Source organism: Bacteroides sp. HPS0048 (assembly GCF_964240755.1).
Classification (GTDB): domain Bacteria; phylum Bacteroidota; class Bacteroidia; order Bacteroidales; family Bacteroidaceae; genus Bacteroides; species Bacteroides nordii.
Genome location: NZ_CAXSVC010000024.1, coordinates 56,744 through 70,609, shown reverse-complemented (window position 1 = coordinate 70,609; position 13,866 = coordinate 56,744). Strand labels below are relative to the sequence as shown.

The following is a 13,866-nucleotide window of genomic DNA, read 5'->3' as shown; positions in this document are numbered from 1 at the left end:
GTAGACATCGTAATCCAAATTACAATGTAATATGTCCATAGACCAATATCCAAAATAAGAAAGGAGTTAATTTCGTACGTAATTCACGAAGGGCAAGCTCAATATGTTTTTCTACCGTACGTGCCGAAATATGCATTATTTCGGCTATTTCTTTTGCAGACTTATGCTCGAACCGGCTCATATTGAAAATGGCACGCCGCTTCTCCGGCATTGTTTCAATGATAGCGGCAATCGCTTTCTGCATTTCGTTCCAAAACAACTCGTTTTCTGCACTTGGAGTGACTACGGTGTCGTGTACGCCATCCAGGAAACGATCTACAATTTGATTCTGTTTGGAACGAAAGTGGTTGTATATCTCATATTTAGCAATTACATACAAATAAGAGTGAATCGATAAGTCGCTTTGTAATTTCTCTCTGTTAACCCACACTTTGATAAATGTGTTTTGCGTAATATCTTCAGAGATCCATTCGTCCTTCACCAATCCGAATATAAATTGGTTGAAATGTGAATAGTATTTCATAAAAAGTTCTTCAAAACACTGTACATCCCCATTCTTTATGCCAGTTATCAAATCAGGTTCATTCATTACTATTATATTTAAGACTATACAAACATAACATTTTAATATAAGAAAGAACAATTGTGCTGAACTTTTTCGTTCTATGGTATATTTGCAACTCTCCTATATATTACAGAAGTGTTAAGAAAGATATAATACGTAATTCAAGGTGCAATATCTTCTCTGTTTTTCTCACTAATTGCAGATTTACTTTAACATATCTAATGCGAATCAGTAGTTGAAATCAAGTTAAAATTTAGTTTTGCTCATCTCCGTACGGTTTTGAATGTATTTCACCACAGAGTAACACGGAGTTCCACAGAGTTTGAATCTTTATTGAAACGCAGATGATCGCAGATTTTCGCAAAGGATCAGTCTCTTTATCCGGTATTGATAAAGCCCCCTCTCGTAGAGTAACGTATAAAGCCTCGGTGAGCAGTCTTGTTTTAGATGTACATGTAAAGCAGCATGAGATGCACATGTCGTGCTGTCCCACATGTACATGTCGTACCGCTTTACATGTACATCTAAAACAATACTGTTCACCGGGGAAAGGAACGTTCCTTTCTGAGAAAGACAAAGTACAATACCGGGCAAGGGTAACAATGCCGTCTATGGACACTTCCGCTATCGAAAAGATAGGGTCATAATCTTTTCGTTACTATACGGATATGAATCTATTTACGATCAGCTTTGAACTCAATAGCCAACTACTGATTCGCACATCTATTTGATTTTTACTGAAAAAGTATCCCTATACTTAATATCCTATTTAAACAAATCATAACTATAATTTTTACTATATTTGCCCAAACTAATACTAATCAGTTTTATTATGAGAAAACTTAACCAAGCACTTCTTGCGGTCGCTACATTGGCTTTCGCTTCATGCAATACGCAAAAGGAAGAAATCAATTATCAGGTAATCCCTCTCCCCCAAGAGGTCGTTGTCAGTCAGGAACCGCTTTTCACACTACAGGAAACCACAAAAATTCTTTATCCGGAAGGAAACGAGTTGCTGAAACGAAACGCAGAGTTTTTATCCGGATATATCAAAGATGCGACAGGAAAAGAACTCGACATTGCAACAATCACATCGGAAAGTACACCGCAAAATACTATTATCTTAGGGTTGGACAAGAGTATAACGGAAAAAGAAGGATACGAGCTTACAGTATCTTCCGAACAAGTCACCATTAACGGACAAACGCCTAATGGAGTGTTCTACGGCATACAAACTTTGCGAAAATCAATTCCGGCAACTACTGCCGGCACCAAGATTGCACTTCCGGCAGTAACCATCAAAGATTATCCACGCTTCAGTTACCGGGGCATGCATCTCGACGTAAGCCGCCACTTCTTCCCGATAGAATTCGTAAAGAAATACATCGACCTGCTGGCACTACATAACATGAATACTTTCCATTGGCATCTGACAGACGACCAGGGATGGAGAATTGAAATAAAAAAATATCCGAAGTTAACGGAAATAGGCTCACAACGTTCAGCAACAGTAATAGGGCACAACTCCGGTGAATATGACGGCACACCTTATGGAGGTTTCTACACACAAGAACAAATTAAAGAAGTTATAGACTATGCAAAGGAACGCTATATCAACATCATCCCTGAAATAGACCTGCCCGGACATATGGTTGCTGCTTTGGCTGCTTACCCGGAACTGGGTTGTACGGGAGGTCCGTATGAAGTAGAAAAAAACTGGGGAATATTTGAAGATGTACTTTGCATTGGTAACGATAAAACAATGCAATTTATAGAAGATGTACTGGGCGAGGTAGCCGACCTGTTCCCTTATAAGTATGTCCACATCGGAGGTGACGAAGCTCCACGCAATCGTTGGGCCAAATGTCCGAAGTGCCAAGCACGTATCAAAGCAGAGGGCTTGAAAGCTGACGCTAAACATACGGCGGAAGACCGTTTGCAAAGTTACTGCATGCAACGTGCAGAGAAATTCCTCAATAGTAAAGGGCGCCAGATAATTGGCTGGGACGAGATCCTGGAAGGGGACGTAGCACCCAATGCGACCGTAATGTCGTGGCGCGGAATGGCTGGTGGAATAGAAGCTGCCAAGTTGGGACACGATGTGATTATGACTCCAAACACTTATGTATATTTTGACTATTACCAAACAGCAGACACAAAAGATGAACCAGATGCTATCGGTGGTTGTATAACATTGGAACGCGTATATAGTATGGAACCTGTTCCGGAGGATTTAAACGCAGAAGAGAAAAAGCACATTATTGGTGCTCAAGCCAATCTTTGGTGTGAATATATCCCTACGACAAAACAGGTAGAATACATGGTACTCCCACGTATGGCTGCTTTGGCAGAAGTTCAATGGACACTTCCCGAAAAGAAGGATTATAGTGACTTCACCAAACGCTTGCCCCGACTTTTAGCTTTTTATGATCGTGATAGCCTCAACTACGGCAAACATGTGTTTGATATTAAATCAAATATCACATCCGACCCAGACAAAAAAGCAGTAATGATAGAGCTTAGCACAGTGGATAATGCACCTGTTTACTATACATTGGATGGAACAGAACCGACTCCTACGAACGGAACGAAATATGAAGCTCCCATAACCATTACACAGGTTGCAGATTTCAAGGCCGTTGCTGTTCGTCCTACCGGTAACAGTAAGATTATATCCGAACAGGTTAATTTCAACAAAGCCACCTGTTGCCCGATTGAACTGAAAGCTCAGCCTTCGGCCAAATACTCCTATAAAGGTGCTACGACTTTAGTAGACGGATTAAAGGGGGGAAACAGCTATGCCGGTGGACGCTGGTTAGGCTTTTGGGGAACAGATGTTGAAGCAACCATTCATTTAGGAGTACCAACAGAAATAAGCAAAGTTTCAACAGAAGCTATTGTTGACATGGGAGCCTGGATCATGGGAGCCACCGGATTGGCTGTTTCCGTATCAGAAAATGGGAAAGACTTCCAAGAAGTAGCTTCAGAAACCTACCCTTCTGAAACAAACTTAGGCAAAAAAGGAATAGAAGATTACAATGTAGAATTCTCACCGGTAAAAGCTACTTTTGTAAAAGTAACAATCAAGTGTAGCCCCGCCTTGCCGAAAGGACACGCCGGAGAAGGAAAAACACCTTACTTATTTGTGGATGAAATAAGTGTGGATTAATATTGCTATCTGATGAAATACGGATGATCGTAATACGGTCTTGAATATATTCCACCATAAAGTAGCACAGAGTTCCACAAAGTACTATTTATTTAATGAAACGCAGATTAATGTAGATTAAAAGACTGTAGATATTAATCATCTATTTATTTCCCTTTGCGAAAATCTGTGTTCATCTGCGTTTCAATTAATCATCGCCTGGCGTACCTCCCCGTGCGGAAAACACTCAAAACTGGAAGTAAATGAATGGTTGGATCTCGCTACTCTTCATCTGAATAACCAGATAAATCATAGCCACCATTAATAATGCTTTGCCTAAAAACGGGAGGCGAATTACCCCACGACAAACTGCATTTTCCCAACTATCAGGAGCAAAATGAAGTAGAAAGCCCAATGCCATCAAAGCAAAAACACGCCAGTATCCCTCTAATAATTGCGGGAACAGTTGTGGGCGGAAAGTTGTAAATATCTGTCCCAGCATATCCATTGAGTTATGAATATCGGCATTACGAAAGAAAATCCAACAGAAACAAACAAAGTTAAATGTAATAATAACACCCAAAAAACGACGGACACCATGACTTTCTTCCCCTTTCTTACGCCCTATGATAGTCATCCAGGCTTTATGGAGCGCCAACGCTACGCCATGAAACATACCCCATAAAACAAAATTCCAGGATGCTCCATGCCATAATCCCCCCAGAAACATTGTAATAATAAGATTAAGATACTGACGGAATTTACCATGCCGATTTCCTCCCAATGAGATATACAGATAATCACGCAACCAGCTTGACAGAGAAATATGCCAACGTCGCCAAAACTCTGTAATAGAAGCCGATTTATACGGAGAATTAAAATTCAGATTAAAATGGAAGCCTAATAAGAGAGCAATACCAATAGCCATATCACTATATCCGGAAAAATCGCAATAAATTTGCAGTGCATACCCATAAAGTCCCATCAGGTTTTCTATACCTGAATAAAGCGTAGGGTTATCAAAAATACGTTCTACAAAATTGATACTGATATAGTCTGAGATAACAGCTTTCTTAAACAAACCGGCTACAATCAAAAAGATACCCCGTCCAAACATTTCCTGCGAAACATAAAGCGGCTTACGAATCTGAGGTATAAAATCACGTGCCCGTACAATAGGTCCTGCCACCAGTTGAGGAAAAAAGGACACGTAAAAAGCATAATCCAGTAAATTGGTAAGTGGTTTTATATCCCTTCGGTAAACATCGATTGTATAACTCAGCGACTGAAAAGTAAAGAAAGAGATGCCTACAGGAAGGAATATATCAAGCGCTGTAAATTGTCCGCCCATCAATGAAGCAATAACTCCACCCAGAAAATTTGTATACTTAAAATAACAAAGTAATCCCAGATTGATAGAAAGACTTAGCATCACCCACGCTTTCCGTCCATACTTATTGTCAGTGCGATCCATCAGACGGGCAAACACAAAATCGCCAACTGTTACAATAGCCAATAAAAAGAAATAAGTACCGCTACTCTTATAATAAAAATAATAAGAAAACAAGGTAACAAACAAGATACGCGCAGTATACTTATGACGCAGAAGTACATACACCACCATAAAGGCGGCAAACAGCCAGAGAAATATTCCGCTACTAAATATCATCGGAGCCTCCGGATTATATGTGAAAACCTCACGGAGGCGGCTAAAATCTATATCAATGGGAAACATAATCGTTGTAAGCTTTAATAATGGCTTCGTATAATAAATTACCCTGGAGAATATATCCTTCAGGCAAATAATGTACATGATCGGGGCGCATCAACCTGGCTTCCTGCCAGTTCTTACAGGCACGAAGGCTTCCCCCCACTACATTATACATATCCCAAACAACCAGATGATGATCACGAGCGTACTTCTGAATGGTATTGGCAGCCGTCACTGTGCGCGGATTGATAGTATATGTCCGGCGCCTGCCTCGCCGTCGGAAACTTTCATAAGAACCGGGAGGAGTCGTTAACAGGATCGGAACATCCGGTAAACTGTCACGAATCAGCGAAATAAGTTCATCCATCTGCTGATAATGCAAATTAGCATTATACCGTTTATTATGGCTCTCATTTGTTCCGAAAGAGAGTATAAGAAGTTCCGGTTTAAGTGCAGCAATGGCAGCGATACGGTCGGGATGTGTAAAAGTGAGACAGGTTGCCCCATTTACTCCCATATCAGTATAGGAAACACTGCCAAAAGTCTCAGCCAATCGTTGTCCGGTGGTCTGGGGGTAAATATGTCCCCGAATATGGCTATCTCCAATATGCAAAATACGTACAGTATCTTCCAATATTCCTCCTTTTACAAGGCGCAAATGCTCCAGCACAGGAGAAAGTATCCCCAAACTGTCAACAATCTCATTTATTCCTATTCCTTTAAAGGCAGCCGGCAAATCAATTTGCACAGATAGAGTATCGTAAAGCAGTTTCATCTCACGCATCGGCTTAGCACTTTTCATCGGTGTCCCCCGTACGGGACATACAGGCAAAGCATCCTGTGCAAAAAGCTTTAACGAAGCTGACAGGAAGAGAATTACGATAAATAACAAAAACTTATTTATTCTCATAAGCACGTCTCCTGTCATATTGTTCTTTTCCGTAGAGTAATGTTTCATAAAACAACCCTGCCAGATGTTTTCCACCCCGGAAGTTAATATGTGTATAATCATAATTTGCCATGGAAGGTTTTGCATGTACCAGTTTTGCCATACTACCTTCTCCTCCCATTGCTTCAAACATATTCCAGAAAGCGATGCCACTCTCAGCGGCTATATTCTGTTGATAGCGAATCAGATTCTTAACTCCCGGCATCGTACGAAGTTCTCCTGTATCGGTTTTATAGTCACGATCGCCTACACTAAGCAACAGAAAACCTGCCTGTGGGAAACACTCCTTCAAATGCTCAATAGCAGTAAGTAACCCTTTCTGATAATTATCATAATTGTAGCCGCGTTGAGTAGCAACATTCAGTCCGTACTGCAAAATGACAAGATCGTAGGGACGCTGCTCATTGAACTCTTTTATTATGCTGGCAGGAATCGTTCGCAGAGAAAGTCCGGAACTACCACGCAAAGAGAAGTTATCAACAATAATCCCTTGCGTACCATCCATCGCCATACCATAAAACAACGTAGAATCCGCCTGATTTACTGTCCAACGTACAGATCCGATACGTCCCTCCACCTGCATTGCCTGCAAATGCCCATCAGGTTCAAATTGCCGGTTTTCTGTCTCTCCCCGATTTATACGAACAGAGAGATCAACCGCACCTTTATTATAAAAAAAGATAGACGCCTGCTGACAGGTATCTAATAAAGAAGCATACTTATTCTGTCCACGGAGTTCAACGTAAGCATTATTGTTGGGGATAAAATAATGTCCGGAAAGGCCTTGTTTTTTTCGATCGAAATAAACACTATCCGTTACGGCATGGCTGGACCATCCTCCGAACGAATGGCGTACTGTGGGACGGTATCCACTGGTCATAGAAGTTATGGTGACAAAGCCCACTCCGCATCCCCCAAAACGTTTCTGTAACATTTCACGCAGATCGGCAGTGAATATATCGGCCTCTATAAAGGAATCACCGAAGACAGCGATACGCACCAGGCGCTTCTTCATCGGAATCTCGTCCAGTGCACGGTAGAAAGGAGTCATCCCACGCAGGGTAGAATCACTATAATCTTCTATACAGGTCATCCCTGTACGACAGGTGTCTATAAAGGCAGGCTTCACTTCAGGTACGGGAGGAAGGCTGTCTGCTTCCATCTTTTCTTCTTCCGGTTCAGGTGTACGAATATCACTCAACAAGTCCACCCGTCTCATTGTATGTCCATCAATCGTTATGACCGGTAACCAATGCATGCCAATCAAAGCAACCAGAATAAATAAGGTCAGTCCCAACGAATATTTCAGATAATTCTTCATGCACTCTCTTACTTTCTTTTAATAAGGAGCTGCAAAGATAATGTAAACCGAGAGCAGAATAAAACGAACTCGTTCATTTTTTATGCCAAGATACAGCTTATCTTCGCTTGAAGCAAAGATAGATAAGACAGATAAAAAGAAAGGAGAATCTACATGATCAATGAGATTCTCCTTTCTTTATGTTAATTTACGGTAGTATCAGATACTCCGTTCAATATTCCAGACAAATGCACGTAGTCCAAGTTGTTCTGTCTGCAAATCCATTTTATGCAGCGTATCCAATAGCGGGTCTACCTTCTCATCCTCAACCACAGATAGAATGGCCGAACACATACTGGGCCATGCATGGCTTCCGAAATGCGGCTCACCAGTCTTTGAGCCACGTCCTTGTACACGCTCCAGATAAGTGAAACCACGGCAATTGAGGCGATCCAACAAAGCAATGATACGTTCATAATAGGCTTGGTCGAATGTTATTAATACTGATTTCATATTTTCAATTATTAGTTATTTCTTTATGATTTCGTCTTTATGCTCCTGAAAATAGATATCCAATGCGCGCTGACGTTTCATAGCTTTACGTTGGCGTTTAATACCTGTACCGGCAAATACACAATACAATGTTGGGATCAAAATTAACGTAAGGATGGTAGATATCGTCAAACCACCAATTACGGCAATTGCCATCGGGCTCCACATTTCCGAACCTTGTCCGCCACCAATAGCCATCGGGATCATACCAAGAACAGTAGTAGCAGTAGTCATTAATACCGGACGAAGACGACTCTTACCGGCGGTCACAACCGAATGCAATACCGATTGTCCGCGTTCACGGCACAGGGTAATGTAGTCAATAAGCACAATACCATTCTTCACCACAATACCAATCAACATGATAGCTCCCAATAAACTCATTACACTCAATGTACTATTCGTGAAGTATAGTGCCATCAACACCCCACTAAATGCAAACGGGAGTGAGAACATAATGATGAATGGATAAGTAAGTGATTCAAACTGTGCAGCCATTACAATAAATACGAGGACCACAATTAAGATAGCCAGTGTTCCCAGATCCCGGAACGAATCTTGCTGATCTTCAAACGAACCGGCAACCTGAATCGTCACTTCCGATGGTATATCCATCTTATCAATAATAGCATTACCTGCACTTACCACATCACCCAGCGGAGCACCAGAGATAACAGCAGATACCGTCACAATACGTTCGCGGTCTTTACGTTCAATGGTAGGAGGCGCAAAACGTTCAACCACCGTACCAAGATCTTTTATACGAACAGCCTCTCCTTTAGCGTTATATACCAAAACATTTTCCAAACTTTCAAGACTGGTACGATGCTCAGGGGCATAACGTACTTTAATATCATACTCATCACCATCTTCACGATATTTAGAGGCAATAGCACCATTGATACGATTACGCAGATAAGTGCCGGCAGTAGCCAAGTTGAGTCCATGCAAAGCCAATTTTTCACGGTCAAAATCTACCTGATACTCCGGTTGGTAGTCGCTACGACTGATATTTACCTCAGATACTCCTTTTACATCCAGCAACCGTCGTTTCAACTGAGCAGCTACGCTATCGGTAGTTGCCATATCATAACCATAAATTTCAAAGTCGGCACTGGCCTGAGCAGACATACCTGTATTACTACCTCCAAGAATCACCTGTGCCTTACTAAACTCAGGATACTTCTTCAAATCATCACGCATCTCATCGCAGACCTGCTCCAACGAGATTTTACGATCTCCCGGATCCACCAAACTGATATTGAAAGAAATAATGTGAGAACCGTTATCCTGCATAGAAGCCCATGTATTATCAGAATCAGCTTGGCCTACAGTATAGTTACATACCTTCATTATTTCCTTATACTTTGTCATCCACTGATTGGTCAACTTCTCAGATATCTCTTGAGCCAACTCTTTACGGGTACCAATCGGCAGTTCAAGCTGTACAGCAATACGGGCATTATCTTGTGCCGGGAAAAATTCTGTACCAATACCTTTGGCACAGAATAAACTGACAACAAAGAATAAGATACAACCGACAACAATAACCGAACGATGACGAACAGCCCAATTCAGCATACGGGCATACCAGTTGTCCAATCCATCCAATGATTTTTCAATAGGTCTATAGAACATCGTGAATGCCTTTGATTGTTTCTTCTGAAGCTTTAACAGCTGAGCACAAAGCATCGGAGTCAATGATAAAGCTGCAACCGTGGAGATAAACATAATAGCACACATCATCCATCCCAGCTGCTTAAACATCACACCAGACATACCGCTTACCATAGTCAGCGGGAAGAACACCGCAATCATAGTCAACGTAGACGCAATAACTGAGATAGCCACCTCGTTTGTTCCATGTACAGCGGCCTGTTTCGGATCAGAACCACGCTCAATATGTGTTGTAACATTCTCCAATACTACAATAGCATCATCTACCACCATACCGATAGCAATGGAAAGGGAAGACAGAGAAATGATATTAATCGTATTCCCGGTGATGGCCAGATAAATAAATGAGGCTATCAACGAAAGCGGAATCGTGATACAAATAATCAATGTTGCCCTCCAACGTCCCAGGAAGAGGAATACTACGATAACAACAAAGAGTAAAGCATAAAGTACCGTTTCGGCCAAACTGTCAATTGTATTCAGAATGTTATCGGATGTATCAACAATGACTCCCAGTTTCACATCACTCGGCAGGTTCTTCTGCAAACGGGGCAACGCTTCTTCTACCTTTCTTGAGATTTCCACAGAGTTGGCACCCGATTGTTTCTGTACAATAATCATAGCACCCTTTACACCGTTATTATATGTCTCCTGCGCACGTTCTTCCACTGTGTCAACCACACGGGCCACATCGCGAAGATAAACACTGGCACCATTGTAAGTACCTACTACTATATCTTCTAACTGCCGGGAATCGTTAAACTCTCCCTCTACACGCAACGAATAAGTTTCGTTACCAATATCAAAGGTACCACCGGGAATATTTTTATTCTCTGCACCAATAATAGAGCTGATGGTCTCAATAGACAGATGATAAGCCTCTAACTTATTCGGGTCACAATATACCTGAATTTCACGCTGCGGAGCACCACTGATAGATACTGTACCCACACCGGGAATACGAGCTAAAGGATTCACTACGCGGTCATCCAAAATTTTATAAAGTGCCGACTGGCTTTCATTGGCCTGTACAGACAATAGTACGATAGGAATCATGTCCGTACTAAACTTAAAGATGATAGGATTCTCCACATCATCCGGGAGCTGTGAACTCACCATGTCAAGTTTGTCCCGGACATCGTTCGTCAGTACATCGATGTCATTACCAAATTCAAACTCCAGCGTAATCAAGGACATGTTTTCTGACGACCGTGAAGTAATATGCTTCAGGTTACTAACAGCATTCAACGTGTTTTCCAACGGTCGGGTCACGTTATTTTCTATATCCGAAGCACTGGCTCCGGGATAGGCGGTCATTACCATAATCGTATTTGTATCGATATCCGGATACAAGTCGATAGGTAGTTTTGATAAAGAGAAAAGACCAAAGATCACCACTGCAAGAAAGCAGAGGGAGGTCATAATCGGTTTTTTTACCGCTCCTTCGTATAAACTCATGTTGTTTAGTGATTAGTTATTGAGTGATGAATGATGAGTGAAAGCACAATGAGTGCTAATCACTTATCACTAATCATTAATCGTTAATTTTATTTCTCTACGTCTACTTCTGTACCGTTAATCAGGCGTGCCTGTCCTGCAACAACTACCTGTGAGTTGTTGGGTACACCCGACTTCAGCTCATATTCTGTACCCATACGACGTCCAAGTTCCACTTTATTGTAAGAAACTTTTCCATCTTTGTATACAAATACGTAACGGTCGCCGGCACCCGCCTGTTTTACAATAGCCAAATCGGGAACAACTACGTTGTCCTGAGTACCAAAATTCAAAGTAGCACGGGCAAACATTCCCGGACGTACCCGCTGATCTTTGTTTTCCAGCTTGATTTCAACAGGAAAAGTACGTGTAGTTGCATCAATGGTAGGATAAACGAGGCTAACCTTTCCAGCAAACTCTTCATCACCATACACATCCAGCTTCACTGCAACAGGAGACCCTTTTTTTACCTGAGAGAAATAAGTTTCAGAAACATTGATCATCAGTTTTACCGGAGTAATCTGCTCTACAACCAGCACCGGGTTTCCACCGCTGTACATATCTCCGTTATCGTAATTACGTGCAGTTATGATTCCGCTAATCGGGCTAACCAATGTTGTATTCTCCATTAAATTCTTATAAGCCGTCTCTTGTACTTCAAGTGCCATCTTCAAGGCATCCCATTCTGATTTGGAAGTACCGCCTACTTTATAAAGTTCATCAGCACGATTAAATTCAAGACGTTTGTTTTCCAGTTGCAATTTCATCTGTTTCAAACTGGCCTCATCCATAAGTACCAACTTCTGTCCTTTTGAAACGCGGTCACCCACTTCTACAAATATCTTATCTATTCTCACAGGAGACGCCGGAGCTATATTATTCTTAACTTCCGCTTCTACTGTTGCCGTATATTCCTGTATCTGATCAACAGGCCGTGCTGTCACATCCGCCAATTTTACCTTAGGCTTATCTTCAACTTTTTCAACAGCTTTCTGTTCTTTTCCGCCAGTACACGAGCCTAGCAGCATAATAGCAAACAAGGCTACTAATTGGAAACTCTTTTTCATGTGATTTTCTATATTTTTATTTTTCCTGGTTTATTTTATTACCTCATCTCTACCCAATACCTGATCAAGGTCAGCCTTAGATACCAAATAATCGTAGATCGATTGATTGTAAGTAAGTTCCGCTTGTGTCAATGACACCTGCGAGCTATTCAATTCGAGTACAGTACCCTTTCCCACTTCATAACGCTTACCGGCAATCAATACTGCTTTCTCAGCTTGCAATACATTTTCTTTGTTACTTACAACCTGCTCCGAGCTGGCCGCCATATTACTACGATAACTTTCTATCTGCATATTCAACTTACGTTCCGTATCCAAACGGTTCCATTCCAGTTGTTTTACCTGTATACGAGCCGTTTTCATTTTTGTAAAATTACTGGCCTTATACAAAGGAATACTCAAATTAAACATCAATGAAGAACTATTACTCCAGGTATAATCAAAGAAATTCAGGTTCGGATTATAAAGAGACTGATACTGATACGAAAGAGACATAGAAAGTGTCGGAAGGAAATTTGTTCGTTGAGACTTGATGTTCTTAAGAAGCAATTTATGATTCAAATCAAATTGCTTCATAGTCGTATTATTGATCAGACTTTCATCTCCGGCGCTCAATTCTCCGGCAAACAAAGCCGTTTCGTAATTAGCCAGATTATCATCGGCCTTCAGGTCTACATCAGCTGTAATACCCATCAATACCTTCAATTGCAACTTCGCCAATGTCACCGCATTTGAAGCTGACACAACACTGGGTTTTACACTGCGCATCTGTACTTCAGCACTAATCTTATCAAATTCGCTTACAGTTCCTTGCTGATATTTAGCATTGGCAACATTAAAATTATCTTCTGCCAGTTTATAACTTTTCTGCATTACCTCATAGGTATCTTGCGTCAACATCAGTTGGTAATACGCCTTTGTCACCTGATTAACCAGATCTTGTTTAGAAGCTCTTGATTTCTCAACCGCCAATTCAATATCAGTCTTAGTCATTGACATAGCTTTGTAAACGGAAGGAGCAAATAAAGGCAAACTGACAGCTAAACCTGCATTCGCCGTATTTGAATTGTCCTGTCCCATCTTAAAGGATTGCCCACCAAGATTCATCTGAGCCGCTTTAATCGTATGATCCAGCGATCCTGAGATGCTAACCTGAGGTAATAAGTTCTGCCAGGTTTCCTTGTTGGCTACCTCCTTTAAGGAGATTTCTTCATCTGCCACTTTAATAGTGGGATTCTCACTCAGAGCAATTTCCAGTGCTTTATCCAAAGTCAGGGTCAAAGTATCCTTTGCCTCCTGTGCCCGTACAAAGCCCCCGGCAAGAAAAACTGCTATACCTAAAAGCAGCTTCTTACCTGCTAATTTTCTCATTTTGTTCATAAATAAGTCTTCTTCTTTTT

9 protein-coding genes are annotated in these 13,866 nt (G+C 41.3%); 1 reads left to right on the top strand and 8 read right to left on the bottom strand.

Translation table 11 applies throughout. From position 1 onward, the window contains the following. Positions 1–19 precede the first annotated feature (19 nt). Positions 20–589, bottom strand: coding sequence for an RNA polymerase sigma factor (locus ACESQI_RS17280; RefSeq protein ID WP_007487310.1), 570 nt, complete (start codon positions 587–589; stop codon positions 20–22). Between the two features lie 808 nt (positions 590–1,397). Between ACESQI_RS17280 and ACESQI_RS17275 the strand changes: the two genes are divergently transcribed. Next, entirely contained in the window at positions 1,398–3,734 is a 2,337-nt protein-coding gene (locus ACESQI_RS17275; RefSeq protein WP_195450118.1) for a glycoside hydrolase family 20 protein, read from the top strand. 226 nt (positions 3,735–3,960) lie between these two features. On the opposite strand, the gene ACESQI_RS17270 is transcribed toward ACESQI_RS17275, so the two are convergent. The 7 genes from ACESQI_RS17270 to ACESQI_RS17240 all read right to left on the bottom strand — a co-directional run bounded on the left by ACESQI_RS17270 (position 3,961) and on the right by ACESQI_RS17240 (position 13,846). Next, entirely contained in the window at positions 3,961–5,448 is a 1,488-nt protein-coding gene (locus tag ACESQI_RS17270; RefSeq protein ID WP_373126599.1) for an MBOAT family protein, read from the bottom strand. After that, entirely contained in the window at positions 5,435–6,352 is a 918-nt protein-coding gene (locus ACESQI_RS17265) for an SGNH/GDSL hydrolase family protein (RefSeq protein WP_373126607.1), read from the bottom strand. The genes ACESQI_RS17270 and ACESQI_RS17265 overlap by 14 nt, the downstream gene beginning before the upstream one ends. Next, positions 6,321–7,694, bottom strand: a complete 1,374-nt coding sequence (locus ACESQI_RS17260) for an SGNH/GDSL hydrolase family protein (RefSeq protein ID WP_373126598.1) — start codon at positions 7,692–7,694, stop codon at positions 6,321–6,323. Before ACESQI_RS17260 ends, ACESQI_RS17265 begins: the two co-directional genes overlap by 32 nt. Positions 7,695–7,892: 198 nt before the next feature. Next, positions 7,893–8,186: a PG0541 family transporter-associated protein gene (locus ACESQI_RS17255; protein ID WP_002558027.1), complete on the bottom strand. Its 294-nt coding sequence runs from the start codon at positions 8,184–8,186 to the stop codon at positions 7,893–7,895. 15 nt (positions 8,187–8,201) lie between these two features. Then, positions 8,202–11,360, bottom strand: coding sequence for an efflux RND transporter permease subunit (locus ACESQI_RS17250; RefSeq protein ID WP_007487316.1), 3,159 nt, complete (start codon positions 11,358–11,360; stop codon positions 8,202–8,204). Positions 11,361–11,449: 89 nt separating this feature from the next. Further along, entirely contained in the window at positions 11,450–12,466 is a 1,017-nt protein-coding gene (locus ACESQI_RS17245; RefSeq protein ID WP_002558029.1) for an efflux RND transporter periplasmic adaptor subunit, read from the bottom strand. Positions 12,467–12,496: 30 nt separating this feature from the next. Next, positions 12,497–13,846: a TolC family protein gene (locus ACESQI_RS17240; RefSeq protein WP_002558030.1), complete on the bottom strand. Its 1,350-nt coding sequence runs from the start codon at positions 13,844–13,846 to the stop codon at positions 12,497–12,499. Between the last annotated feature and the right edge of the window lie 20 nt (positions 13,847–13,866).